The organism is Kribbella sp. NPDC005582 (genome assembly GCF_040605415.1).
Classification (GTDB): Bacteria; Actinomycetota; Actinomycetes; order Propionibacteriales; family Kribbellaceae; genus Kribbella.
Genome location: NZ_JBEXCU010000002.1, coordinates 667,891 through 692,520 on the forward strand (window position 1 = coordinate 667,891; position 24,630 = coordinate 692,520).

29 protein-coding genes are annotated in these 24,630 nt (G+C 67.7%); 20 read left to right on the plus strand and 9 right to left on the minus strand.

Annotated elements, in window-relative coordinates; all coding sequences use genetic code 11:
• The first annotated feature begins 1 nt into the window (after window position 1).
• Genes ABZS29_RS14695 through ctaD form a run of 3 tightly spaced genes read left to right on the plus strand, consistent with a single transcriptional unit; the run spans window position 2 to window position 2,789 of the window.
• Complete coding sequence (locus ABZS29_RS14695) at window positions 2-466, plus strand: phage holin family protein (protein ID WP_355462000.1); 465 nt, start codon at window positions 2-4, stop codon at window positions 464-466.
• Window positions 442-1,035 carry a DUF3618 domain-containing protein gene (locus ABZS29_RS14700; protein ID WP_355462002.1) on the plus strand — a complete coding sequence of 198 codons (594 nt, stop codon included), beginning with the start codon at window positions 442-444 and terminating at the stop codon, window positions 1,033-1,035. The genes ABZS29_RS14695 and ABZS29_RS14700 overlap by 25 nt, the downstream gene beginning before the upstream one ends.
• Before the next feature lie 14 nt (window positions 1,036-1,049).
• A complete protein-coding gene (gene ctaD, locus ABZS29_RS14705) occupies window positions 1,050-2,789 on the plus strand; it encodes a cytochrome c oxidase subunit I (RefSeq protein ID WP_355462003.1) in 1,740 nt (579 codons plus the stop codon).
• On the opposite strand, the gene ABZS29_RS14710 is transcribed toward ctaD, so the two are convergent.
• From ABZS29_RS14710 to ABZS29_RS14720, 3 genes are all read right to left on the minus strand, one after another.
• Window positions 2,790-3,122, minus strand: coding sequence for a hypothetical protein (locus ABZS29_RS14710; protein ID WP_355462005.1), 333 nt, complete (start codon window positions 3,120-3,122; stop codon window positions 2,790-2,792). It abuts the gene before it with no gap.
• 64 nt (window positions 3,123-3,186) lie between these two features.
• The gene (locus tag ABZS29_RS14715) at window positions 3,187-5,532 is read right to left on the minus strand and encodes an FtsX-like permease family protein (RefSeq protein WP_355462007.1); all 2,346 of its coding nucleotides are present in this window, start codon (window positions 5,530-5,532) and stop codon (window positions 3,187-3,189) included.
• Window positions 5,529-6,236: an ABC transporter ATP-binding protein gene (locus ABZS29_RS14720; protein ID WP_355462009.1), complete on the minus strand. Its 708-nt coding sequence runs from the start codon at window positions 6,234-6,236 to the stop codon at window positions 5,529-5,531. The genes ABZS29_RS14715 and ABZS29_RS14720 overlap by 4 nt, the downstream gene beginning before the upstream one ends.
• 138 nt (window positions 6,237-6,374) lie before the next feature.
• Here ABZS29_RS14720 and ABZS29_RS14725 point away from each other — a divergent pair, with 138 nt between their 5' ends.
• The 4 genes from ABZS29_RS14725 to ABZS29_RS14740 are packed head-to-tail and all read left to right on the plus strand — an operon-like array spanning window position 6,375 to window position 10,037.
• Window positions 6,375-7,178, plus strand: a complete 804-nt coding sequence (locus tag ABZS29_RS14725; protein WP_355462011.1) for a histidine kinase — start codon at window positions 6,375-6,377, stop codon at window positions 7,176-7,178.
• The gene (locus tag ABZS29_RS14730; protein ID WP_355462013.1) at window positions 7,175-7,831 is read left to right on the plus strand and encodes a response regulator transcription factor; all 657 of its coding nucleotides are present in this window, start codon (window positions 7,175-7,177) and stop codon (window positions 7,829-7,831) included. The genes ABZS29_RS14725 and ABZS29_RS14730 overlap by 4 nt, the downstream gene beginning before the upstream one ends.
• A 34-nt stretch (window positions 7,832-7,865) precedes the next feature.
• Window positions 7,866-9,194, plus strand: a complete 1,329-nt coding sequence (locus ABZS29_RS14735; protein ID WP_355462015.1) for an amidase family protein — start codon at window positions 7,866-7,868, stop codon at window positions 9,192-9,194.
• Window positions 9,195-9,218: 24 nt separating this feature from the next.
• A complete protein-coding gene (locus ABZS29_RS14740) occupies window positions 9,219-10,037 on the plus strand; it encodes a MerR family transcriptional regulator (protein WP_355462017.1) in 819 nt (272 codons plus the stop codon).
• 1 nt (window position 10,038) lies between these two features.
• Here the strand turns inward: ABZS29_RS14740 and ABZS29_RS14745 are convergent, their stop codons facing one another.
• Together ABZS29_RS14745 and ABZS29_RS14750 are read right to left on the minus strand one after the other, a co-directional pair.
• Window positions 10,039-10,209, minus strand: a complete 171-nt coding sequence (locus ABZS29_RS14745; protein ID WP_355462019.1) for a hypothetical protein — start codon at window positions 10,207-10,209, stop codon at window positions 10,039-10,041.
• A 6-nt stretch (window positions 10,210-10,215) separates the two neighbouring features.
• Window positions 10,216-10,674, minus strand: a complete 459-nt coding sequence (locus ABZS29_RS14750) for an SRPBCC family protein (protein WP_355462021.1) — start codon at window positions 10,672-10,674, stop codon at window positions 10,216-10,218.
• Window positions 10,675-10,832: 158 nt separating this feature from the next.
• Between ABZS29_RS14750 and ABZS29_RS14755 the strand changes: the two genes are divergently transcribed.
• The 3 genes from ABZS29_RS14755 (at window position 10,833) to ABZS29_RS14765 (ending at window position 13,686) form a co-directional block, all read left to right on the plus strand.
• Window positions 10,833-11,669 carry a DUF4397 domain-containing protein gene (locus ABZS29_RS14755; protein ID WP_355462023.1) on the plus strand — a complete coding sequence of 279 codons (837 nt, stop codon included), beginning with the start codon at window positions 10,833-10,835 and terminating at the stop codon, window positions 11,667-11,669.
• Window positions 11,670-11,785: 116 nt separating this feature from the next.
• A complete protein-coding gene (locus tag ABZS29_RS14760) occupies window positions 11,786-12,325 on the plus strand; it encodes a class F sortase (RefSeq protein ID WP_355462025.1) in 540 nt (179 codons plus the stop codon).
• A gap of 29 nt (window positions 12,326-12,354) precedes the next feature.
• Complete coding sequence (locus tag ABZS29_RS14765; RefSeq protein WP_355462027.1) at window positions 12,355-13,686, plus strand: TIGR01777 family oxidoreductase; 1,332 nt, start codon at window positions 12,355-12,357, stop codon at window positions 13,684-13,686.
• A gap of 4 nt (window positions 13,687-13,690) precedes the next feature.
• On the opposite strand, the gene ABZS29_RS14770 is transcribed toward ABZS29_RS14765, so the two are convergent.
• The 4 genes from ABZS29_RS14770 to ABZS29_RS14785 form a co-directional block, all read right to left on the minus strand.
• Window positions 13,691-14,392 carry an anti-sigma factor gene (locus ABZS29_RS14770; RefSeq protein ID WP_355462029.1) on the minus strand — a complete coding sequence of 234 codons (702 nt, stop codon included), beginning with the start codon at window positions 14,390-14,392 and terminating at the stop codon, window positions 13,691-13,693.
• Window positions 14,373-14,942, minus strand: a complete 570-nt coding sequence (locus tag ABZS29_RS14775) for a sigma-70 family RNA polymerase sigma factor (RefSeq protein WP_355463190.1) — start codon at window positions 14,940-14,942, stop codon at window positions 14,373-14,375. Before ABZS29_RS14775 ends, ABZS29_RS14770 begins: the two co-directional genes overlap by 20 nt.
• A gap of 224 nt (window positions 14,943-15,166) precedes the next feature.
• Window positions 15,167-15,583 carry an arsenate reductase ArsC gene (locus ABZS29_RS14780; RefSeq protein ID WP_355462031.1) on the minus strand — a complete coding sequence of 139 codons (417 nt, stop codon included), beginning with the start codon at window positions 15,581-15,583 and terminating at the stop codon, window positions 15,167-15,169.
• A gap of 11 nt (window positions 15,584-15,594) precedes the next feature.
• Window positions 15,595-15,933 (minus strand): metalloregulator ArsR/SmtB family transcription factor, encoded by a 339-nt coding sequence (locus ABZS29_RS14785; protein ID WP_355462032.1) that lies wholly within the window; start codon window positions 15,931-15,933, stop codon window positions 15,595-15,597.
• An 89-nt stretch (window positions 15,934-16,022) separates the two neighbouring features.
• On the opposite strand from ABZS29_RS14785, the gene ABZS29_RS14790 reads away from it, so the two are divergent.
• The 10 genes from ABZS29_RS14790 to ABZS29_RS14835 all read left to right on the plus strand — a co-directional run bounded on the left by ABZS29_RS14790 (window position 16,023) and on the right by ABZS29_RS14835 (window position 24,570).
• Window positions 16,023-17,351, plus strand: a complete 1,329-nt coding sequence (locus tag ABZS29_RS14790; protein WP_355462034.1) for an FAD-dependent oxidoreductase — start codon at window positions 16,023-16,025, stop codon at window positions 17,349-17,351.
• A 285-nt stretch (window positions 17,352-17,636) separates the two neighbouring features.
• Window positions 17,637-18,404 (plus strand): sulfite exporter TauE/SafE family protein, encoded by a 768-nt coding sequence (locus ABZS29_RS14795; protein ID WP_355462036.1) that lies wholly within the window; start codon window positions 17,637-17,639, stop codon window positions 18,402-18,404.
• 46 nt (window positions 18,405-18,450) lie between these two features.
• Window positions 18,451-18,780, plus strand: a complete 330-nt coding sequence (locus ABZS29_RS14800) for a hypothetical protein (RefSeq protein ID WP_355462038.1) — start codon at window positions 18,451-18,453, stop codon at window positions 18,778-18,780.
• Window positions 18,777-19,253: a MerR family transcriptional regulator gene (locus tag ABZS29_RS14805; protein ID WP_355462039.1), complete on the plus strand. Its 477-nt coding sequence runs from the start codon at window positions 18,777-18,779 to the stop codon at window positions 19,251-19,253. Before ABZS29_RS14800 ends, ABZS29_RS14805 begins: the two co-directional genes overlap by 4 nt.
• Window positions 19,240-19,524: a hypothetical protein gene (locus ABZS29_RS14810; protein WP_355462041.1), complete on the plus strand. Its 285-nt coding sequence runs from the start codon at window positions 19,240-19,242 to the stop codon at window positions 19,522-19,524. The genes ABZS29_RS14805 and ABZS29_RS14810 overlap by 14 nt, the downstream gene beginning before the upstream one ends.
• A 3-nt stretch (window positions 19,525-19,527) precedes the next feature.
• A complete protein-coding gene (locus tag ABZS29_RS14815; RefSeq protein WP_355462043.1) occupies window positions 19,528-19,866 on the plus strand; it encodes a YnfA family protein in 339 nt (112 codons plus the stop codon).
• A gap of 20 nt (window positions 19,867-19,886) precedes the next feature.
• Window positions 19,887-20,495 carry a hypothetical protein gene (locus tag ABZS29_RS14820; RefSeq protein WP_355462045.1) on the plus strand — a complete coding sequence of 203 codons (609 nt, stop codon included), beginning with the start codon at window positions 19,887-19,889 and terminating at the stop codon, window positions 20,493-20,495.
• Between the two features lie 56 nt (window positions 20,496-20,551).
• The gene (locus ABZS29_RS14825; protein ID WP_355462046.1) at window positions 20,552-21,286 is read left to right on the plus strand and encodes a hypothetical protein; all 735 of its coding nucleotides are present in this window, start codon (window positions 20,552-20,554) and stop codon (window positions 21,284-21,286) included.
• A 7-nt stretch (window positions 21,287-21,293) separates the two neighbouring features.
• The gene (locus ABZS29_RS14830; protein WP_355462047.1) at window positions 21,294-22,424 is read left to right on the plus strand and encodes a hypothetical protein; all 1,131 of its coding nucleotides are present in this window, start codon (window positions 21,294-21,296) and stop codon (window positions 22,422-22,424) included.
• A gap of 259 nt (window positions 22,425-22,683) precedes the next feature.
• On the plus strand, window positions 22,684-24,570 hold the full coding sequence (locus tag ABZS29_RS14835; RefSeq protein WP_355462049.1) for an endo-1,4-beta-xylanase: 1,887 nt from the start codon (window positions 22,684-22,686) through the stop codon (window positions 24,568-24,570).
• Window positions 24,571-24,630 lie beyond the last annotated feature (60 nt).

Below are 24,630 nucleotides of genomic sequence, written 5' to 3' on the forward strand. Positions count from 1 at the left end.
GATGACCGAGCCGTACACCCCGGCCGGTGACAGCCGGGTGCAGGCCGCGGTACCGGCCGGCTCGTCGTACAACGACGCCTCGCTCGGGGCAGACGCCTCGCTGGGGGAGATCGTCTCGCGACTCACGACCGACGTCGGAACGCTGACCCGCCAGGAACTCGCGCTGGCCAAGGCCGAGTTGCAGGCGGAGGCCAAGCAGGCCGGCAAGGGCGCGGGCATGCTCGGCGGCGCCGCGGTGGCCGGCTGGATGCTCGCCCTGTTCGTGTCGCTCACGGTGATGTGGGCGCTGGGCGAGGCGATGCATCTGGCCTGGGCGGCATTGATCGTCGCCGTGATCTGGGGCGTGATCGCCGCTGTCCTGGGCGCGTCCGGCCGCAAGGCGCTGAAGGACGTGAACCCGAAACCTGAGCAGACCGTGGAGACCCTGAAGGAGGATGCGCAATGGCTGAAGACCCGCAAACCCTGAGACGCAACATCGAGCAGACGAGGCGTCAGGTCGGTGACGATGTCGATGCGCTGGCGGACAAGGTCAGCCCACGGCAGATCGTCCACCGGCAGACGGACGCGGCCAAGAGCCGGTTGTCGTCCCTGCGGCACAGCGTGATGGGCTCTGCCGAGCACGCCGGGCACAGTGTCGGGTCGTCGCTGCAGGATGCCGGTAGCAAGGTCGGCGACGCGGTCACCTCCGCGCCGTCCTCGGTGAAGGAGCGGACCCGCGGCGCGCCACTGGCCGCCGGCCTGGTGGCTTTCGCGGCCGGCTGGGTGATCTCGGCAGCACTGCCGCCGAGTGTCAAGGAACGCGAGCTGGCCGCGACCGCGAAGGACAACGTCGCGGAACCGGTCAAGGAACAAGCCGGTCAGATCGCGCAGGAGCTGAAGGAGAACCTGGCCGAGCCGGCACAGGAAGCCGTCGAGCACGTCAAGGAGTCGGCGGCGCAGGCCGCCGCTGAGGTCAAGGACGAGGCCCGCTCGGCAGCCGACGACGTCAAGCAACAGACCCAGGACTCCGCCGGCACCGTCCGCAGCCAGGCCTGACCGAACGGCCGACCATGGTCACCATCGATCGACGGGCCGCGGGCTCGGTCGTCGCAGCCGCCACCCGGCGTCCACTCGGGCGCCGGGTCGTGGCCGTTCTGACCACGACGGATCACAAGGTGATCGGTCAGCTCTACCTGATCACGTCGTTCGTCTTCTTCCTGATCGCCGGCGTGATGGCGCTGCTGATCCGCGCCGAGCTCGCTCAGCCGGGTCTGCAGATCGTCAACGAAGAGGTCTACAACCAGCTGTTCACGATGCATGGCACGATCATGTTGTTGCTGTTCGCAACACCGCTGTTCGTCGGCTTCGCGAACGTGATCATGCCGGTCCAGATCGGCGCCCCCGACGTCGCGTTCCCGCGGCTCAACATGTTCAGCTACTGGCTGTTCCTGTTCGGCGGGCTGATCGCTTTGTCCGGGTTCCTGTCGCCGCGGGGCGGACCGTCGTTCGGCTGGACGGCGTACACGCCGTTGTCGGACGCCACCCGCTCGCCGGGCGTTGGCGCCGACCTGTGGATCATGGGGCTGTGGATGGCCGGTCTGGGCACGATCCTCGGCGCGGTCAACTTCGTCACCACGGTCATCACCATGCGCGCTCCGGGGATGACGATGTTCCGGATGCCGATCTTCACCTGGAACATCCTGGTGACGTCGATCCTGGTGCTGATCGCGTTCCCGATCCTCGCCGGCGCACTGCTGATGCTGGAGGCCGACCGAACACTGGGCGCCCACGTCTTCGACGCCGCGAACGGCGGCCCGTTGTTGTGGCAGCACCTGTTCTGGTTCTTCGGCCATCCCGAGGTCTACATCATCGCGCTGCCGTTCTTCGGCATCATCACCGAGATCCTCCCGGTCTTCAGCCGCAAGCCCATCTTCGGGTACGTCGGTCTGGTCGGCGCGACGCTGATGATCGCGCTGTACTCGATCGCGGTCTGGGCGCATCACATGTTCGTCACCGGCGCGGTCAGTCAGCCGTTCTTCTCCCTGATGACGTTCATCATCGCCGTACCGACCGGGGTGAAGTTCTTCAACTGGATCGGCACGATGTGGGGCGGCTCGCTGTCGTTCGAGACCCCGATGCTCTGGTCGGTCGGCTTCCTGGTCACGTTCCTGTTCGGCGGGCTGACCGGTGTGATCCTCGCGTCACCCGGGATGGACTACCAGCTGAGTGATTCCTACTTCGTGGTCGCGCATTTCCACTACGTCGTCTTCGGGACGGTGGTGTTCGCGATGTTCGCCGGGTTCTACTTCTGGTGGCCGAAGATGACCGGCCGGATGCTCGACGAGCGGCTCGGCAAACTGCACTTCTGGCTGCTGTTCTTCGGCTTCCACACGACGTTCCTGGTGCAGCACTGGCTGGGTGTCGAGGGCATGCCGCGGCGCTACGCGACGTACGGGGCGAACGAGGGCTTCACTGTCCTGCACCAGGTGTCGTCGGTCGGCGCCTTCGTCTTGGGCATCTCCACGCTGCCCTTCCTCTACAACGTGTACAAGTCCCGCAAGGCACCGCTGGTCAAGGTCGACGACCCGTGGGGCTGGGGCCGATCGTTGGAGTGGGCAACTAGTTCACCGCCACCACGGCACAACTTCGTTGAACTGCCGCGGATCCGCTCCGAGAGCCCGGCTTTCGACATACACCATCCCGAGATCGCGCTCACGGAGTACGACGCGAACCGGGCGCCGGAGGACAACCTGCTGGACGCCGGCGAGAACCAAGGTCGCGCCGAACACCTGCGTGACCAGGCCGACTGACTACTCCTGATGCCGTGTCTGCCGGGCCACCTTGGCCTGGCGGCTACGGCGCCACAGATAGAAGCCGAGCGAAGCGGCGACGACGAACCCCAGGAACAGGAACGAGATGACCACCAGCGCTACCTGGTCGTAGTCGGCGGCATCACCGTCGTTGTCGTTCGGCAGGTCGGCCACGGTCTGCGGCGTCGAGCCCAGGCTCGGCGTCGGCGTCGCCTGCGCCAACGCCGTCACCGTGGCCTGCCCGCCCGATCCGAACCACCCCGCGACCGGCCGCGCCACGCCGGCGGCCACCACCAGCAGGACCGCCAGCAGTACAAATGAGCTCCGTCGCATTGGGGCTCAGTGCCCCGATTCTCGCCGTACTAACAGCACAGTCCGGTCACGACGTTGCAGCCTGCTACTCGTTGTGGAGGACCTGGGCGATCGTCGTACGGGCGGCTGAGCGGGCCGGGACGTAGGCGCCGGCGGCGGCGATCAGCACGCCTGCGAGGACGAGCAGCGCGAGGAGCCCGGCCGGGAAGACGTCGAGCATGAAGTCCGGCAGATCGATCTGAGCTCCGTTCGCCATCGCCGGTACCACCAGGCGATGCGCGAGGATTCCGAGCGGGATCCCGAGCAGGCTGCCGAGTGCACCCAGCGCGGTCATGGACGTCACGACCATCACCACGACCTGTCCTGGAGTCATGCCGATCGACTTGAGCATGCCGAGGTCGCGGCGACGTTCGCGGGTGTTGAGGACGACGGTGTTGAAGACACCGAGCGCGGCGACCGTGCCCAGCATCAGCGTGAGCAGAACGACCGTGGCCAGCACAACCGCGACGAACGTCCCGGCGTCCTGCCCGTCGCCTTCGATCAGACCGGAGTCCTTCGCCTGGATCGCCTTGACGACGGCGTCGAGGTTCGTGCCGGGCTTCACATTGATCTCGTAGATGCTGGCCCGCGCGGCCGGTGCAATCAGCCCGAGCGTCGCCCAGTTCGACAGCACCTCGTCACCCGAGTTGTACATCGCCTTGCCGACGATTTGTGCCCGCACACTCTTTCCGTGCGACTGCAAGGTAATCGTGTCGCCGACTGCCAGTCCGCGCTGCCGCAAAAAGCGTTCCGAAACGACAACCTGCCCCGGGCCGTCGAACCAGCGACCGCCCAGCAGCCGGTAGCCCACCTGCTGGAAGTCGCCGCGGTAAAACGACACCCGTACGTCGGTCTGCGCGCCCGCCAGTTGCATCGGCAGGTCGGCGAGAGCGGCCACCGAGGTCACGCCGGGGGTGGATCGCAGCAGCGCCTCGTCCTCCGCGTCAGTCAGCTTCGCGCCGGACGGCTCTCCAGGACCGTTCGGAACCGGGCCGTTGGGGACCGGGCCGTTCGGGCCAGGCTGAGCCCCGGGCTCGCTGGGGCCGGCGAAGATCGCCAGGTCGACCGCACCAGCCCGGCTCGCCGCGGTCTGGTACGTCGTCAACGACTTCCCCAGGCCGACGGCCAGCGTCACACTCAGTACCCCGAGTACGACGGCCGCCAGCGTCAACGCCGTACGGCCTGGCCGTGCGAACGGCAGCCCCAGCCCCAGACTGAGCGGCCGTGGCAGACGACTGCCACTGAGCCAGCGCTGTGCTCGCAGCCCACGTCCGGCCCGCGGGGCGCTGCCCGCGCTGATCGCCTGAGCCGCCGACAGACTCCGCGCCCGCAGAGCCGGCAGCAACGCAGACAGTGCCACCAGCGCCGGTACGCCGAGCAGTGTCGCGACGTCCACCCAGATCGGTACGCCGACCCCGCCCGCGCCGTAGTTCTCGAAAGCCCTTGTCAGCAAGGAGGTGGCCAACACGTTGCCTAGGACAACACCGATGGCACACCCGATCACGGCCGGGATCGACACCATTCCCAGGTAGACGGTCAACACCTGCGTCGGCGTGAATCCCAAGGACTTCAGCACCCCGATGTGCTTGAACCCTGCGACCACAGCGCCACTCACGACGTTGGCCACGATCAGTACGGCGACGGCGAGCCCCAGCCACCCGAACGCCATCAAGAAGGGCACAAACGTGTTCGGCTCAGCGGCGGCCTGGGCCCGCAGTGCCAAGTAGGACTGCGTTCCGAGGAGTGCACCGGACGGCAGCCCGGCCGTCACCGCCTGCTGGCCGGCCGTCAGCTCCTCGTTCGTGGCAGCCTGCGCGAATCGGTAGAGCATCTGGGTCGACGTCGGCTTCAGCGCGCTCATCTGCTCCGGCGTGACCCACGCACCAGCCGAGTGACTCACGCTGTACGCGAAACCGACGATGGTGAACGTCCGCCCGCCAAGGCTCATCGTCTCGTTCAGCTGCGGCGCACCACGACCGTCTGACGAGGTTGGGTTGCGGTTGAGCACGATCTCGCCGGTCGCGTTGGCCCAGCGCCCCTTCCACACGTTGAGCCGGTCGACCGCTCCACCCGGGTCTGCGCGCCCCACGGTGACCAGTGAGTCCTGAGCACCCTCGAGAGCGACCTGCGCGAACGGTCCGGCGGAAGCGGCCGCACTCCGCGCCGCCTCGGTGAGCTGAGCGTCCGTGACCTTGGTGCGGTCGTACGACGCGGTCAGCTGTGCACCGCTTTGCTTGGCGTACGCGCGGTTGAACGGACCACTCGATGCCGCCAGCAATCCCAAGGCGACCACGATCATCGACGTCGACAGCAGGACCACTACGCCGATGACCACGGTCTGAACGCGGCGCCGCCGTACGGCTGCTCGGGCGACTGGCCAGACGGCGGTCACGGCGTACGCTCCAGCATGCGTTCGTTGGCGACCTGACCGTCGACGAAGTCGATGACTCGGCTGGCGCAGCGGGTCGCCAGTTGCTGGTCATGCGTCACCAGGAGGAGCGTCTGGCCGATCTGGTTGAGGTCGAGCAGGAGGTCCATCACTTGCTCGCCGGCTCGGGTGTCCAGCGCGCCGGTCGGCTCGTCAGCGAGCAAGAGTGCCGGGCGGTTCATCAGAGCGCGCGCGACGGCGACTCGTTGCCGCTCGCCACCACTCAGTTGAGACGGGTAGACGTTGCGGCGTCCGGCGATGCCCAGCTCCTCGAACAGTTCGAGTGCACGCTTGCGGGCGTGACTGGCCGCCGTACCGGTGAGCTGTGCGGCGAGTGCGACGTTGTCCAGGGCGGAGAGGTCGTCCAGCAGGTTGAAGAACTGGAAGATCATCCCGATGCGCCGGCGGCGGAACAGGGCCAGCCCCTTCTCGTCCAGTGCGCCCAGGTCGTCGCCGTGCACAACTACGGTGCCTGAGGTCGGCCGGTCCAGTCCGGCCACCATGCTGAGCAGCGTCGACTTGCCACTGCCGGACGGTCCCATCACTGCGACGGCCTCACCGGCGTGGATCTCCAGTGACACCTCGTCGAGCGCGACCGATTCGCCGTACTCCTTGCGTACGGCGGTGAGCCGCACGACCGCCTGTCCGCTGCCTGCCTCGTCTGTCATGCTGCTCACGCTAGGGCCGGGCGTCCGCCGCTGACGTCACCCTGCGGGTGTAACGTCCGCGGCCCCTCATCCTGCAGATGTACGGCGTGCGCCCGGAGGATGATGTGCATTCGGCACCGGCTTTGGGACAGTGGTCACGTGATCATCGTCTGGCTGCTCGCCGCGACACTGGCTGTGGTGGCCGCCCTGCTCGCGTTCGCGCTCGTTCGGGCGCGGCGTGCGCACCGCCGCGCGTTGGAAGAGCGTGGCTGGTTGCTGGAGCGTGAGCGCGAGGCCGCAGCGCAGAACGCGGTGGATGCCGAGCGCGCCCGGATCGCGCACGACCTGCACGACATCGTGAGTCACAACGTCAGCGTGATGGTCATCCAGGCCGGTGCGGCCCGGCAGGTGCTCGCTACCGAACCCTCCCAGGCAGAGGCGGCTTTGCTCGCCGTGGAAGCTGCCGGTCGGGACACCATGTCCGAGCTGCGGCATCTGCTGGGTTTGCTCGCGCCGAAGGCCGATGGGTTCGAAGAGCCTGATTCACTGTCGCCGCAGCCGAGCCTGACACGCCTCAGCGCGCTGATCGACCGGATCGCCTTCGCGGGGCTGCCGGTCGACGTACGGATCTCGGGGGAGCCGCGGCCACTGCCGACGGGTGCCGACGTGACGGCGTACCGGATCATCCAGGAGGCGCTGACCAACGCCCTGAAGCACGGCGACGGCGTGAAGGCTGAGGTGTCGGTGCGCTACAGCGACCACGCTCTTCGAGTGGAGATCCTCAACACCGGTCCGAGTGTCCTTCGTGGTGGGGCCCGCGCCTCGTCGGCTGCCAGTGGCGACGGCCGGGGACTGCTTGGTCTGAAGCAGCGAGTGGCTGTCTACGGCGGTGACCTCGATGCGCGTCGCCGCCTCGGTGGTGGCTTCCGGGTACGCGCGAAGCTGCCGCTGGAACGCCCGTGACGACACGAGTGGTGATCGCCGACGATCAGGCGCTGGTGCGTACCGGCTTCCGAATGATCCTGACCGCTCGCGGGATCGAGGTCGTCGGCGAGGCCGCGGACGGCGCCGAAGCAGTCGACGCCGTACGACGGTTGCGGCCGGACGTCGTCCTGATGGACATCCGCATGCCCACCATGGACGGCCTGGAAGCGACCCGCCGCATCCTCGCCACTCCTACCGATTGCCGCATCCTCATCCTCACGACCTTCGACGTCGACCGCTACGTGTACGCCGCCCTCGCCGCCGGCGCCAGCGGCTTCCTGCTCAAGGACGTGACCCCCGAACACCTGGCCGCCGCCGTCAGCCTGGTAGCCACCGGCGACGCCTTGCTGTCGCCGTCGATCACCCGCCGTCTCGTCGAACGCTTCGCCACGCCGGCGCCCGCCCTGCACCGCGACCTGGACGTCCTCACCCCGCGCGAGCTCGAAGTCCTCACCCTGATGGGCCAAGGCCGCTCCAACGCCGAGATCGCCACCCACCTCACCCTCAGCGAAGCCACCGTGAAGACCCACGCCGCTCGCATCTTCGCCAAACTCACCCTCCGCGACCGAGCCCAAGCCGTGGTCCTCGCCTATGAAACCGGCCTCATCACCCCGGGTGACCCGCGCGATTGACTCTGACACTGTGTCAGGGCGTACTTCTGCCGGCATGACACAGACAGCCACGAAACTTGCCGCCGAGATCAGGTCAGGCCAGGTCTCGTCGCGCGAGGTCACCGAGCAACTGCTGGAGCGAATCGCCGCCGACACGACGGTCAACGCGGTCGTCGAGACCCGGCCGGAGTACGCCGTCCGCGCGGCGGCCGTGGCCGACGAGCTGGTCGCCGCTGGGCGCGAGACGGGACCACTGCACGGCGTACCGATGACGATCAAGGAGGCCTTCGCTGTAGCGGGGATGCACAGCACCTGGGGCAACCGGATGTTCGCCGACGCGGTGCTGGACTGGGACGCGACCGTGGCGGACCGGCTCACGGCGGCGGGGGCGATCATCGTCGGCAAGACGAACGTGCACGCGATGCTCGCCGACTTCGGGCAGACCGTGAACGAGGTCTACGGCCGGACCAGCAATCCGATCGATCCGAGCCTGGTACCGGGCGGTTCGAGTGGCGGGAGCGCGGCGGCGCTGGCGGCCGGGCTGACCTACCTCGAGTACGGCTCGGACCTGGTCGGGTCGATCCGGCTTCCGGCTGCTTACTGCGGGGTGTATGGCCTGAAACCGACCGCCGGCGTGGTGCCGTTGCGTGGGTTGCAGCCGCCTGGTGAGCCTTTGCTCGAGCTCGAGTTCCCGTCAATGTCCAACGTCGGTCCGCTGGCGACCTCGGCGGCCGACCTCCGCACCGCACTCCGCGTCACCGGCGGGCCCGCCGTACCGTCGGCGTACTCGTGGCAGCTGCGTCCGCCGCGGCATCGCCGACTGGCCGACTACCGGGTCGGCGTGGTGCTCGATCACCCGGCGGCGCGGGTCTCCGCGGAGGTCGGCGAAGTGTTGTCCGGCCTGGTAGATCGGATCGCGGCGAGCGGCGCCACCATCGTGGACGGGTGGCCGGCCGGAGTCGATCCGGTCGAGCAGGCGGAGGCGTTCGGAATCCAGGTGGGTACGACGATGGCCGCGTTCGGCGACTCGACGGAGAGCGGCGATTTCGGCGAGGTGCTCGCCCACGAGCGCCGCCGGGTGGAACTGCGTGCCACCTGGCAGCGGTACTTCGACGACATCGACGTGTTCCTGTGCCCGACCAGTTTCACGACCGCGTTTCCGCACGATGATCGTCCCTTCGACCAGCGGACGATCACGACGTCGTACGGCGAGCAGCGGTACGACGCTCAGGTGTTCTGGATCGCGCACGCCACGCTGACGGGGCTGCCGGCCCTCAGCATGCCGGCCGGCGTGACGCGGGCGGGACTGCCGGTGGGAGCGCAGGTGATCGGCCCGTGGCACGAGGACGACACAGCCATCACGTTCGCCGAACTGCTTGACTAGAGGCTTCAGGGAAGGGAGTACAGGGTGCTGTCGATCGGCGATTTCGCGCGGCACGGGCGGGTATCGGTGCGGATGCTGCGACACTACGACGGCATCGGACTGCTCCGGCCCGCAGCCGTCGATCCGGTGACCGGCTACCGCAGCTACGAGGCAAGCCAGTTCGCCGATCTCAACCAGATCGTCGCGCTGAAAGACCTCGGCTTCTCGCTCGAACAGGTCGCGACGATGATCGCCGACGGCATCTCGCCGGTCGAGCTCCGCGCGATGCTGACCTTGCGTCGCGCCGAACTCGAGCAGGCACTGGCCGACAGTACCGCCCGGCTCCGCCAGGTCGAGGCGCGCCTGCACAGCCTCGACAGTTCCGATCCGGCGCCGGCCGTTGTGATCAAGGAGCTTCCGGCGATCAGACTCGTCGGACTCACCGCGACCGCGGCCAGCTTTGTTCCCGATGACATCAGCCCGGTCATCCGGCCGCTGTGCGCCGAGTTGGGCAGCCGCCTCGCCGGAGCCGACGGCGTTCACCCGGCGGGCCGCCTCACTTGCCTCTACCAGCGAACGGGCAGCGGGACCGAGGAGCAGGTCGTCCTCCGGGCCACCGTGCCCGCCGCGGTAGATGCCGAGGGCAACCGCAACGGACTGGACGTCTACGATCTGCCGGCCGTCCAGGCGGCAACGCTTGTTCATCACGGCCCGATCGATCAGGTGCTGCCCGCCTGGCAGGCGCTGGCCCGCTGGATCGACCAGAACGGCTATCACCCCGCCGAACCCGCCCGCGAGCTGTACCTCGACTGCCCCGACGACCCCGACCTCTGGGTGACGGAACTCCAGGAGCCACTCGTTTAGGTCAGCGTTCGCGGTGACTGCGGTAGCGGGCTGCGATCACTCCGCCGACGACGACCACCGCGACAACGACCACCATGACGATGATCCACGGTGCGCCGCTCCAGTCGCTCGGGTCACCGTCACCGTCCGCGCGCGGCAGAGCGGCGAGGCTGGCCAGGTATCCCGTGTACACGGGAGGTCAGGACCCTGCGTCGACGTCGCCGCGCCACTCGCCGGTCTCCCGGCCGCGGGCCTCGATGAACTCCTTGAACCGCGCCATGTCGCCCTTCACCTTCCGCGCGATCACACCGGTCTTGTCAGCCACCGTCTCCGCGAGGCCGTCCGGGTCGATGTCCATCTGGGCGGTCACTCGCGTCTCGGTGTCGTTGAGCCGGTGAAAGGTGATCACACCCGCATGCTTGGCACCGGACTCGGTGGTCCAGGCGACGCGCTCGTCCGCGTGCTGCTCGGTGATGGTGGCGTCGAACTCACGCTTCACGCCGCCGATCGACGTCACCCAGTGCGTGTGCGTCTCGTCGAGCTGGCGAATCTCGTCGACCCCGTCCATGAACTGCGGAAACGACTCGAACTGCGTCCACTGGTTGTACACCGTGCGCAGCGGAACCTGGACGTCGACCGATTCGGTCACGTTGCTCATCGTGCTCACTCCTTCACTCGGTTTCAGCCCTCCCGGTGACCGCTGCCGGGGCCTCTCAAACCAGCTGAGCAAAATTAGGCAAAAGTTATACAGATCGCGTGCATCCGCGGGCCGCCGAGGGGCGGAAGTGGGGTCAAAGCCTGCTTCTAGGAGGATTCATGTCTGTACGTCGTGTCACCGCTCTGACGGCTTCGGCGCTGCTGCTCGCGGGAGTGCCGGCAGCGACGGCGGTGAGTGCCCAGGCCCGGCCGGCTGCGAACGCGACCGTCGCGGTCCTGCACGCCGTCCCCGGGGCCACCGTCGACGTGTACGTCAACGGCAAAGCACTGCTGACGAATTTCAAGCCAGGCACCCTCACGGACCCGGTCAAGCTGCCCGAGGGGAGCTATGACTTGAAGGTCACCGCGGCCGGCGCCGGGGCCAAGGGCAAGGCCGTGATCGAGGCCGACGGCGTCAAGGTTCCCGGTGGGGCCAACATCACCGTCGTCGCCCATCTCGACGCGGCCGGCAAGCCGGTCCTGACGCCGTACGTGAACGATGTCTCGAAGGTTGCCGCGGGCAAGGGACGGTTGACGGTCCGGCACGACGCGGCCGCGCCCGCGGTCGACGTACGGGCTGGTGGTACGCCGGTCTTCAAGGGACTGACGAACCCCAAGGAGGTCAAGGCGGACCTCCCGGCGGGAACGGTGAAGGCTGATGTGGTGCTGGCCGGGACCAAGACCGTGGCGATCGGCCCGGCGGATGTCAACGTCAAGGAAGGCGCCAACACGATCGTGTACGCGTGGGGGAGCGCCGGCGACAAGAACCTCAAGCTCGCCGTCCAGACGCTGAGCGGGCTGCACCACAACCCGTCCGGCATTCCTGGTGGTACCGGTGGCCAGGCGGCGCAGAGCGGCTCGGTTCCGGTCTGGGCCTGGGGCCTCGCTGCTCTCGCGGCGATCGGCGTCGTGAGCGTCGGTTCGGTTCGCCTGGCTCGGGTGCCTGCTCGGTCGTGATCGGCTATCGACAGCGTGCGGTCACCCTTGTGGTGGCCGCACTGAGCTCCGGGGTTCTCCTGGCCGGGTGTACCTCCGGAGGTGAACGGGCAGCTGCACCGCCGACGCGGCCGAGCGTGACCCCCACACCTCGGACTGCGGGTGCAGCGCCCGTTTCGCCATCCATCACTGCTCATCCGGCCGAGCTGCCGTCGGTCGGCAAGCCGGCTCCAACGCCTAGCCGGCTTGTCGTACCCCCTGTCGGTCTTGATCTCCCGATCGCGGCGATGGGAGTGGCTGGGGATGGACAGATGGCGCTGCCGCCGGACCCGCGCACCATCGGCTGGTACCGGTACGGCGCCGGCCCCGGCGACCGTGCTGGTTCGGTCGTCCTGGGAGGTCACCTGGACAGCCGCGAGTACGGCGTCGGCCCGCTCGTGCGGTTGCGAAAGCTCAAGCGGGGTGACGTGGTGGAAGTGCGCACGAACGGCGGTCCGGTCGTGCGCTATCGCGTGGCGGAGATCCGTGACATCCCGAAGAAGAAGCTTGCCGTGGACAACCTCTTCGACCGTGCCGGGCCGCGGCGCCTGCAGGTCGTCACCTGCGGTGGCCCGTACGATGCAGAGGGTGGGGGATACCGTGACAACCTGGTGGTGACCGCGGATGCGTTGCCCTGAAGGCTTTTCGATGTCCTGGAGGTTCGAGCATGGGGTTGAAGCACTCGAGTGTGGTCGCCGCGCCGCGGGACGAGGTGTTCGCCTGGCACCAGCGGCCGGGCGCCGTCGTACGCCTGACTCCGCCGTGGATGCCGGTGACCATCAAGCAGGAGGCCACCGACCTGTCCGACGGGGTTGCGGTGCTTGGCTTCCCGCTGGGCTTCGACTGGATCGCTCGGCACAGCTCTGCCGTGGTGCCGGAGCGGTTCGTCGACGAGCTGGACACGCCGCTGGTGCGGAACGTCGTGAAGTGGCGGCACACGCACAGCTTCGCGGCGGAGGGCGACTCCGCCACCAGGATTTCGGACGAGATCGACAGCAACGTGCCCGGCTTCCTGCTGCGCTCGATGCTTGAGTATCGGCATCGCCAACTGGCTGATGATCTGGCTGCGCGGCAGCGAGCGGTAGCGGCCGGGATGCGTCCGCTGACGGTCGCGGTCACCGGCGCGCACGGCACGATCGGCACCGCGCTCACCGCCTTGCTGAGCACGGTCGGCCACACCGTCATCAAGCTGGTACGGCGGCCTGCGACGAATCCGGACGAGCGCCAGTGGGATCCGGCGAATCCTGCCCCGGCGCTGCTGGAAGGTGTCGATGCAGTGATCCATCTGGCCGGCGCCTCGATCGCAGGCCGGTTCACCGCGGCGCACAAACGCGGCCTCCGTGAGTCCCGGATTGGCCCGACGCGAGCGCTGGCCTCGCTTGCGGCTGCCACGGACGGCGGTCCGTCGGTCTTCGTGAGCGCCTCCGCCATCGGCTACTACGGCTCTGATCGGCATGACGACGTACTGACCGAGGAGAGCGAGCGTGGCTCTGGGTTCTTGGCCAACCTGGTCGACGACTGGGAGCAGGCGAGTGAGCCTGCGAGCGCGGGCGGCCTGCGTGTGGTCAGGGTTCGGACCGGTCTGGTGCAGACGCCCGCCGGTGGTGTCCTGAAGGTTCAATTCCCCTTGTTCGCCGCCGGTCTCGGCGGTCGGCTCGGATCAGGCGATCAGTGGCAAGCCTGGATCGGCATCGACGATCTGCTCGACATCTACCACCGCGCCTTGTACGACCCGAACCTTTCTGGCCCGGTCAACGCGGTCGCCCCGTCGCCTGTGCGCAACCGCGAGTACGCGGCCACGCTTGCCCGGGTCCTGCATCGACCTGCGCTTGTCCCGGTCCCGTCGTTCGGACCGCAGCTCATCCTCGGAGCCGAAGGCGCGCGCGAGCTCGCCGAGGCTTCCCAACGAGTCGTCCCCGCACGGCTGGAAGAGCTCGGCCACACCTTCCGCTACCCGGATCTCGAGGGCGCCCTGCGGCACCTGCTGGGCAAGGCTTAACGGCCTACGCCGGGAGGGTGCCCCGGATGATGCTGTCGTGGGAGTGCTCGGGGTTGCCGTCGTCGGGCTCCAGCGAGATGTCGACGATGCGGTAGCCCTGGGCGGTGATCTGGCCGGGGATCTGGAACGTTCCGCCGGTGCTCGGATCGAGGACGCCGAGCGACACCATCCGCTTGCCGTCGATGTTGATCAGCCAGACCTCGTAGAAGCCTTGGCTCGCGGACAGACCCGAGGCGGCGACCTTCAGTTTGCCGCCGGCGGGCGCTTTGACGAGGTCCGCCGTACCGGCTCCGGCCTTGCCCTCGAGCGGGGCGAGCTTGATGGCGACCTCGACCGGGGCAGGCTTCTCGTCCTCGCGGAGCAGCAGCGTCCCGCCGATTCCGGCACCAGCGCCGATCACAGCAGCGATGGTCGCCGCCACGGCGAGAGTGCGGCCGCGGAAGCTGCGCGCCGTACGGAGCCGCGTCACTGGCGCCGCTGCCCTTTCCGGGTCGAGACTCAACTCATCGGTGATCCGGCCCCACAGCCCCGGCGGAGGTGACTCGAGCTCCGGCAGGTCGTGAGCGGTGGCCAAGATCTGGCGCAGCTCGGCCAGCGTGGTGGTGCACTGATCGCAGGACCGCAGGTGATCGGTGGCGGGCCCGTCCGGGCCACCGTCTCCCATCGCCCATTGCGCTAGCAGTTCGTCATCGAGATGTGTCGTCACCGGTCACCTCCTTCAGTCGGTCCCGCAGATGCAGGAGGCCACGCCGGATGTGGCTCTTGACGGTTCCGAGCGGAAGATCCAGCTGCTCGGCGATCTGTGGGTGCGTACGGTCTTCGTAGAAAGCGAGCTTCAGGATGGTACGGCGGGGGTCGTCGATCCGGTTGAGCTCGTCGGCGATCACCACCCGATCGACCGTGAGGTCGTCCACCACCTGCGCCGAAGGTCTCTGCTCGGCGAGCCGGGCCGCGGCTTCGGAGTCGCGCACGTCGCGGCTCCGCGCGGTCAGCCGGTCCGCGATCCGGTGCCGGGTGATCCCGGTGATCCACGCGCCGAGCTGGCCGCTGTCCGGATCGAAGTTCGCCCGGCCCCGCCAGGCCGACACGAACACCTGCTGCGTGACGTCCTCGGCGTCCGCGCGATTGCCGAGCGCACGAAACGCGAGCGTGTAAACCAAAGTGGACCAGCGCTGATAGGCGTCCGCAAGGCTCTCCGGCCGGCCTTCCGCGAAGCCCTTGGAGATCTCGGCCGACGACGGTGCGTCGGCCTCCATGCTGGTCACGGCGCTCACTCTAGCGAATTCCCCTCAGTCTCCTTGCCGTACTTCTTCGGCCGCCGAGGGCTTCCCAGATGCACCCGGCCGTCAGCTTCCGAGATCGGCTTGGCCACGGCTTCAATCGGCCGAGGCGATGCGTACAGAAGGACAGGTGATGGGTCACATGCTCAGCAGATCGGCAGGCGTAAAACCGCCGGCAGCGCGGCTCTAAGCGCCACCCTCTAACAGTCCTTCTGTACGGGGCCGGCAGCGAGGAGTTCGGCGAGGAGGGCTTGGACGCGCGTGTTGATGTCGTCGCGGATCGGTCGTACGGCGTCTAGGTCCTGGCCGGCGGGGTCGTCGAGTTTCCAGTCGAGGTAGCGCTTGCCGGGGTAGTAGGGGCACTCGTCGCCGCAGCCCATGGTGATGACGACATCCGACGCCTTGATCGCGTCGTCGGTCAGCGGTTTGGGAAACTCTTTGGAGATGTCGAGACCGAGCTCCGCCATCGCTTCGACGACCGCTGGGTTGAGCTGGTCGGCAGGCTGCGACCCGGCCGACCGTACGACGACTCGCCCGGCAGCGTGGTGATCGAGAAGTGCTGCGGCCATCTGGGAGCGACCTGCGTTGTGGATGCAGACGAACAAGACCTCGGGCATGACCGTGTCCCTCAGTGGGTCGGCGCGGGCACGGAGAGCAGTGAGGAGAGCCACTGCTGGCGGTCCGGCAGGGGCCAGTAGTAGACCCACGTGCCGCGGCGCTCGCAGTCGACAAGTCCGGCCTCGCGCAGCACCCGCAGGTGGTGGGAGATCGTCGGGCCCGACACGTTGAAGTGCGGGGTGATGTCGCAGACGCAGACCTCCGCGCCGGCCGAGGCGATGATCGACATCAGCCGCAGGCGGATCGGGTCCGACAGGGCCTTGAAGACCGCCGCGCCTTCGGTCGCCGTGGCCTCGTCGAGAGCCGCGACCGAGATGGGGGTGCAGCAACCGGCGGCTTGTTTAGACATACGTCTATCTTGACTTCCATCTAATCAAGATGCAAGGTGGGGATCGCTGTTTAGATGAATATCAACTTAGTGCAGCTGGGAGAAACACCATGAGCGTCAGTGCTTCCGACCTGCCGGTCGTGGTCATCGGTGCGGGCCCGATCGGCCTGGCTGCAGCCGCGCATCTGGCCGAACGCGGCCTCGACTTCATCGTCCTCGAGTCCGGCCCGAGCGTCGCCGCCGCGATCGACGAATGGCGGCATGTGAAGCTGTTCAGCCCGTGGCGCTACGACATCGACAGCGCCGCTCGGAGGCTCCTGCAGCAGGCCGGCGGTTGGTCCGAACCCGACCCCGGCAAGCTGCCGACCGGCGGCGACCTGATCGACGCCTACCTCGTACCGCTGGCCAAGACCCCGCAGCTGAGCGACAAGATCCGCTACAACTCGCCGGTGCAGGCGGTGACCCGGGTCGGGTTCGATCGACTCCGTACGGCGGGCCGCGAAGACGCGCCATTCCTCATCCGCCTGGCCGACGGTTCCGAACTGCTCGCCGCGGCGGTGGTCGACGCGGCCGGTACCTGGCGGCGCCCCAACGAGCTCGGCGGCTCAGGCATCCCGGCCCGTGGCGAAGCCGTCGCTGCGGCTCACATCGCCCGCGCGCTGCCCGACGTACTGGGTCGTGACCGCGAGCGATTCGCAGGACGTCGTACGGCGGTCGTCGGCGCCGGCCACTCGGCTGCGACAACGCTGCTGGACCTCGGCGACCTGGCCGAGCAGGTGCCCGGCACCGAGATCGTGTGGGTGGTCCGGGGCTCCGACCAAGCACGCACGTACGGCGGCGGCGAGGCCGACGAGTTGCCCGCCCGCGGAGCACTCGGATCCCGCCTGCAGAACCTCGTCCGGACCGGGCGGGTCGAGCTCGTCAGCAGTTTCCGGATCGAAGCCGTCGAGCAGACCGGCGACGGTCGCGTCGAACTGATCGCCGGTGAGCGACGCGTAGTCGCCGACACGGTCGTGAACTCGACCGGCTTCCGCCCCGACCACGACATCGTCGGCGAACTACGCCTCGACCTCGACCCGATCCTCGGATCCACCCGCGCGTTGGCCCCGTTGATCGACCCCAACCAGCACTCCTGCGGCACCGTTCCGCCGCACGGCGTCGACGAGCTCGCGCACCCCGAACCGGGCTACTACGCCGTGGGCGCGAAGTCGTACGGCCGTGCGCCGACGTTCCTGCTGGCGACCGGCTACGAGCAAGCTCGTTCCGTGGTCGCAGCCCTGGCTGGTGACTGGGCCGCGGCCCGCGACGTACAGCTCGACCTGCCGGAGACAGGTGTGTGTTCGTCGAACCTCACCGACAGCTCGTCCAGCGACGAAGCCGCCGGTGGTTGCTGCGGTCCCGCGCCCATCGCCCTCAGGCAGGTGGGCGCCGGGCGGTGAAATATCGGTTGGACCGCCCCAGGAAGATCAGTGGGATGAATGCGGCCATCGCGAGCAGATCCAGGGCGCTTCGCGTGTAGTCCAGTACGGCGTACGAGCGCGGGAGCTCGAAGAACGGGGGATATGTCTGCGGTTGTGAATCCCAGACTGTCTCCCTGAATCAGCGCGACGAGGCTGGAGGGATGAACAATCCGAGCACGGGCCCGTTCACTTTGTTGCGGAGTTCGACCATCGACGCCTGAGGTCGCCGCCCGTCGTACCGAACACCTCGTCCACAGAGAGCGCATGCGACAGGACGGCCTTCGCGGCTGCCAAGCTGGGGCGGTGATTCACGAGCTCGCCATCCTGCTTGCCGCCTCGGCTGCCGCGTTCACGCTGGCTGTGGTGTCAGCGGTGGCGGGGTTCGGTGGCGGCGTACTGCTGCTGCCGGTGTTCACCGCGTTGTTCGGGCTGCGGGTCGCCGTACCGATGCTTACTCTCACTCAGCTGTCCAGCAATGCATCCAGGGTCTGGTTCAACCGCCGCGAGCTTCAGTGGCCGTTGATCGGCTGGTTCGCAGCAGGCGCCGTACCGTTTGCCGTTGCCGGGGGATTGCTGCTGGCCCATGCGCCACTCAGTCCGCTCAAACGGCTGCTCGGCGTCTTTCTGATCGGCGTGGTCGTCTGGCGGCGGCTGAACCGCCGACCGCGCAAGCCGTCCGATCACACCTTCGTCGGCGTCGGTGCGGCGTCAGGGCTCGGCTCGGCGTTGCTCGGTTCAGTCGGTCCGCTGACGGCGCCGTTCTTCCTCGCGTGCGGTCTGACTCGAGCTGCCTACATCGGCACCGAGGCTGCGAGTGCCCTCACGATGCATCTGTCGAAGATCGCGGCGTACGGCGCCGGCGATCTCCTCACCCGCACGGTGCTCATCTACGGCGCCGCACTCACGCCCGCCACCCTCGCCGGCGCCTGGGTCGGCAAGAAGCTCATGAACCGGATCACCGACCGCGTCTTCGTCGTACTGGTGGAGGTCGGCCTCGTCGTCGCCGGAGTGCTCTTCCTGATCGGCGTCTGAATCCGGGCTTGCATCCGGTACTGGGGTACAGGTTTACCTTCTAAGTATGTGCACCTCAGACACCTCCGCTGCCGGCCTGGACTGGGTTCCGGCTTCCTGCACGCTGCCGACCGTCGAGCAGCCGGTCCGGGTCGCCGAGTTCGACGACCTGTTCGCCTCGGTCCAGAGCGCGGAGCGCGTCGACCCGACAACGCTGCGGCTGACCGTGCCCGGCGGCGTCGAGGCCCAGGCGCGTGACCTGGCCAGCCGTGAGAGCAGCTGCTGCTCGTTCTTCGGCTTCGACTTCGCCTCGGCCGGCGACGTACTGGAGATGACGGTGACCGTTCCGCCTGCGCACGTGGCGGTGCTGGACGCCTTCGCGGCCCGCGCGTCATGAGCCTCACCACTGAAGGAGGTCTGCGGTCGGGCCAGGTCGCCGACGCGGCCGGCGTGAACCTGCAGACCCTGCGGTACTACGAACGCCGCGGCCTGCTCGCCGAACCAGACCGCAGCCCCGGCGGCCACCGCCTCTACCCACCCGAGGCCGTGACGGTCCTGCGCGTGATCAAGGCCGCTCAACGGCTCGGGTTCACCCTGGAAGAGATCTCCGATTTGCTCGAGGCCGGCCGGCACCGCCACGGCAAGAATCCCGACGAAGGCCTGCAAGCCCGCGCCCGCGACAAGCTGCTCGACGTCGAAACCAAGATCGCCGACCTGACCGTCATCGCGGCGTCCCTGCGCTCCGCGCTCGAGGCCGGGTGCGACGACCTGATCGACTGCGCCCACAGCCCCGCCTGCCCCCTTCCCTTCGCGGACCTCGCCGGCTCGCACCCGGCCGACCAATCGGAGACCCGCCGTGAGTGCTGCTGACCAGACCCGACGGCCTTGGCAGCTGGCCGGAGCCGGTGCTCTCGCTGTCGGTGCCTGCGCTATGTGCTGCGCCGGCCCGATACTCGCGGTCCTCGGCGGCCTGTCGATCGCTTCTGTAGTCGCCGCCCTGTGGATCCCGGCGCTGGCCGTCGTGGCGGTCATGGCGCTGCTCGCTGTGGTCTGGGTGCATCGCAAGCGCCGCCGTACGACGTGCGACGCGCCCACAGGGCCGGTCGACGTCGGCATGCCGACACGGGTGGATACGTTCTGACTCATGACGATCGCCAAATCCATCGCGCTGTTCCTCGTCGCCGCCGTCGCCGAGATCGGCGGCGCCTGGCTGGTCTGGCAAGGCTGGCGCGAACACAAAGGCCTGTGGTGGATCGCCGGTGGCATCCTTGCCCTCGGCGCCTATGGCTTCGTGGCCACCTTCCAGCCCGATCCGAACTTCGGCCGGATCCTGGCGGCGTACGGCGGCATCTTCGTGGCCGGCTCCCTCGCCTGGGGAATGCTCGTCGACGGCTTCCGCCCCGACCGCTGGGACCTCCTCGGCGCAGCAATCTGCCTGGTTGGCGTCGCCGTCATCATGTACGCGCCACGAAACGCCACCTGACCGCCGTCTAAGGTGGCGCGGTGGCTGAGATCGAGTGGAACCAGGTCCGCGCGTTCACCCTGAGCGACGTTGCCCGACCAGCCACCCGCAAGCGCAACCGGATCGAGTGGGGCCCCAAAGCCATTCGCGTGCCCCAAGGCCCCAAGAACGACCGGGTCTTCACACCCTGCGCGTACGTCGCTCCGGGCGCCGCCCTCACCCTGGATGCCGAGGGCAAGCAACTACTGTGCTCAGTTGCCGGGACCACGGAGAACACCTACGAGGTCCGCGACGACCAGACGGAACTGATCGGCACGATCACCCGCATCCCGTCGGCCCGGCCGCTGCTCCGCCCGACCTGGCGTATCAACCAGCCGGGCCACCCGGAGATCATCGGCCGCACCGAGTGGCTCAGTGGCAGCCCTAAAGAACTCGCAGCAAAGGCAGCAGGCCGGCTGTTCACCGGCGTACTCGACGCGGTCTTCAGCGCGGCCGACGAAGGCGGCGATCAGCTCTCCAAGGACCGGATCCTCGAGTGGCGTGCCGACGACGAGGTAGTCATGCTCTCCGAGAGCACCAAGTCCGTGACCATCAAGACCGACTGGCTCGACCGCCGCCTCCCCTTCGCCTACACCCTCATCGCCGACTAACCACGGCGCTTGTCGAACGGCGAGCTTGGGCCTCCTGGACTGGAAAGATGCAGGGCATGGGACTGGATGTTTATGTGGGGCCGTTGACTCGGTACGGGCTTGGGGACTGGTTGACGGCTGTGCAGCAGGCGGCACAGGCGCAGGGGATGGAGGTGCGGATGGTTCGCGCCGAGCCGGATCCCGAGGATGCGATCACCGATCCGGTGGAGGCGGCCGATGCGGTTCGATCGTGGCAGCTCGGCTTGTCCGACGCGCTGGGCACGTCAGAGGTTTGGCCAGAGGATGCAGAGCTCCCCTATTGGACCGACAAGCCCGACTGGGACGGGTACGGCGGGATGGTGCTGCTCGCAGCCTACGACGAACAACCCGATCTGAAACCGGGCAATCGCTCAGGGTTTCTACGCCGGGCGAGTCCTGCCGACTCGCCCCGTCAATTCCATGACGCTCCTGCCTACAAGCGCGCCTCGGCGAATCCAACCAAGTACCCGACACCCTTGGCGGGTGTTGAGTGGTGGCTTCCCTATGAGGTTGGGCCGACCGTGTTCGAAGCGCCCCGGCTCACCGGGCAACCCGCTCGCATGGGCCGGGTCAATCAACTGATCGTCGAGCTCGAGTTACTCGCGGCCAGCCTCGGTCTGGACCGCGAAGAAGATCTCGTGCAACTGCGGCAGGCTGGACCGCCAGATTCGCCTTCGGACGTGGACAAAGCCGGGCGGTTCGGCCTTGCCGTGTTCATCCAACTTGCGCGAGCAGCGCAAATAGCCAAACAACCACTTCTACTGGACTACTGAGGGCCGCATGCCTTACCTGCCGTCGTTCGCGCAGAGTTTCCGAGTCACCGTCCCGACCAGGGCCGCCGCGGAGGAACTGGCCTGTGCGCTGGCCCTTCGTGGGCACCGGTTGGTGGCGATCCGCGACGTCGACCACTTCAGCAAAGATCCGTCGAGTTTCTGGTACGGCAAGCCGTCCATGCGCCCGGACGAGCAGGGGCAATGGGACGTCTTCTCGGTCGCGACAGGGCCCGTGCCCGATGCGGACGAGCACTGGTGGCGGGCCCAGGAGGACGAGGCTGTACGGCGGTTGGCGGAGCGACTGCACGGCCGTTCAGGGGGCAGCGGTGGCGGTGGCGCCGAGCTGCTCCTACGGACCTTCACACGTGAGGGGCTCGTGCACGAGTTGGATGAGACGACCGCGCACGAGCGACGCCTGGCCGCGCTGGCGGACAGTCCAGGCCGGGTCGGCGTGCAAGAAGACCGCTCCGTCGACGAGACGCTCCCCGACGGGCCCGGTGACTCCGTCGCACTGACCGGGATCGACAGCGTGAGCTGGGGTGAACTGACTCATGCGTACGGACCTGCATCAGACGTCCCGGAACTGCTCCGAGGACTGGCCGCCAATGACGACAACTGGGATGAGCTGCACACCGAATTTGTTGGCTCGGTACTCCATCAAGGCAGCAGCTACAGTTCCTCGGCGCCGGCCTTGCAAGTCTTGGCCCAGCTCGCCATGGCCCCGCAGCTCGCACCGAAGCGGCGACTGTACCTGCTGTACACGCTGTTCCTCGCCGGTTGTGAGGCAGCGAAGGCCGAGGCCTACGGCTACAAGCCGGACCTCCACCACGCTGAGGTCCGCGTGGTGGTCGTCAACGCAGCACAAGGCCTACTGCGGTTATGGCCGTCCGTTTCGCGCGCTGAGCAACGGATGCTGTTACTCCTTGCGGCGCTGTCGGACCAATCGGTTCCAGAACATGACCTGAGCGACGCAGCGAGCCGACTGGCCGCAGCAATCATTCGGGACGAGCGTGAGGCCGAGGCAACACTCAAAGACCTGGCCGGCCGCAACGAGGACCTCATCGAACTCGCCAACAGCCACGCACCGACGCGTTCCCGACTGACAGCAGCCCTGGAGACTCTGCTCTGGGAGCCGTGATGTCCAAGGGGCTGTCCGCAGGCCCGAAACAGCTTTCGCAGGTCCCGAAACATTTCGGTTGACTGGCTGACAATGGTGGCTGGATCGTTCTTCGAACAATATCGAACGTCCTGCCACACAAGGAAAGGCTGGCAACGGTCGTCCGAAAATGTTTCGGAAATTTCTCGGGAATTCGCTCTTGATTTATCGGACTTGCATGCCCACGATCACTGCGTGACGTCACCCGACAACTGACCGCCCCCAGAAAAAGGTGAGCTGCATGATCAGAAGAAGCCTTGCGGCGTTGGCCGCCGGCGCCCTGGCCGCCACCGGCCTCGTCGTACTCGTCCCGACCGCCGCGGAAGCCGCCACCACCCTTGGTGCCTCCGCGGCCCAGACCGGCCGGTACTTCGGTACCGCGATCAGCGCCGGCAAGCTCGGCGATTCGACGTACACGACCATCGCCAACCGCGAATTCGACATGGTCACGCCCGAGAACGAAATGAAGATCGACGCGACCGAGCCCAACCAGAACCAGTTCAACTACAGCTCCGGTGACCGGGTCGCGAACTGGGCGACCAGCAACGGCAAACGCCTGCGGGGACACACTCTCGCGTGGCATTCTCAGCAGCCGGGCTGGATGCAGAACATGAGCGGATCCGCGCTGCGCAACGCGATGCTGAATCACGTCACCCAGGTCGCCACCCACTACCGCGGCAAGATTTTCGCCTGGGATGTGGTCAACGAGGCCTTCGCCGACGGCAGTTCCGGCGCCCGGCGGGACTCGAACCTGCAGCGCACGGGCGACGACTGGATCGAGGCCGCCTTCCGGGCCGCGCGGTCCGCCGACCCGGGCGCCAAGCTCTGTTACAACGACTACAACATCGAGAACATCCACCAGGCGAAGACCCAGGCCGTGGTCGCGCTGGTCCGCGACTTCAAGGCTCGCGGCGTGCCGATCGACTGTGTTGGTCTGCAGTCGCACTTCAACAGTGGCAGCCCGTTGCCCAGCGACTTCCAGACCACCCTGTCGACCTTCGCCGCCCTGGGGGTCGACGTCCAGATCACCGAGCTCGACATCCAGGGCTCGGGCACCGACCAGGCCAACAAGTACGGCGCTGTGGTGCGAGCCTGTCTGGCCGTTGCGCGCTGCAACGGCATCAGCGTGTGGGGAGTGCGTGACACCGACTCCTGGCGGTCCGGTGACACACCGCTGCTCTTCGACGGCTACGGCAACAAGAAGCCGGCGTACACAGCAACGCTGGAAGCTCTCAATGGAGGGTCCACGCCGACCGAGTGCAGCAACGGGTACGTCGCGCTGACGTACGACGACGGGCCGAACGCCGGCAACACCCAGCAGTTGCTGAGCGCGCTGCGGTCGGCCGGAGTGCGGGCGACGATGTTCAACATCGGGCAGAACGCCGCGGCAAACCCTGGTCTGGTGGCTGCCCAGGTGAGTGCGGGCATGTGGGTCGGGAACCACAGCTATACCCACCCGCACATGCAGTCCCTGACCACGGCCCAGATGTCGTCCGAGCTGTCCCGCACTCAGACCGCCATCCAGAACGCCGGCGGCGGAACGCCGAGCCTGTTCCGCCCGCCGTACGGCGAAACGAACTCCACCCTCGAATCGGTCGCTTCTGGTCTGGGGCTGCGGACGATCACCTGGGACGTCGACTCCCAGGACTGGAACGGCGCCACCACCGCGCAGATCGTCCAGGCCGCCGAGCGGCTCACGAACGGCCAGAGCATCCTCATGCACGACCAGTACGCGACCACGGTCGCCGCAGTACCCCAGATCGTCTCGGGCCTGCGCAGCCGTGGCTTGTGCGCCGGAAAGATCTCCTCGACGACCGGCCGCGCCGTCGCCCCCGACGCCACCGACCCGCCACCCGGCGGCGGCTGCACCGCGACGTACTCCGACGGCCAGTCCTGGCCTGACCGCTTCAACGGCCAGGTCACGGTGACCGGCTCCAGCAACTGGACCGTCACTGTCACCGTCCGTTACCCGCAGAAGATCATCGCCACCTGGAACGCCGCCGTCAGTTGGGACAGCTCCGGAAACGTCATGACCGCCCGCCCCAACGGCAACGGCAACACCTTCGGATTCACCGTCCTGCACGGCGGCGACCAAACCCGCCCGCCCGTGACCTGCACCGCCAGCTGATCCTCCTGGCCCGACGACTACCCGATCTGGTTGATGTGTCAACCGGGTCGGGTAGTATGG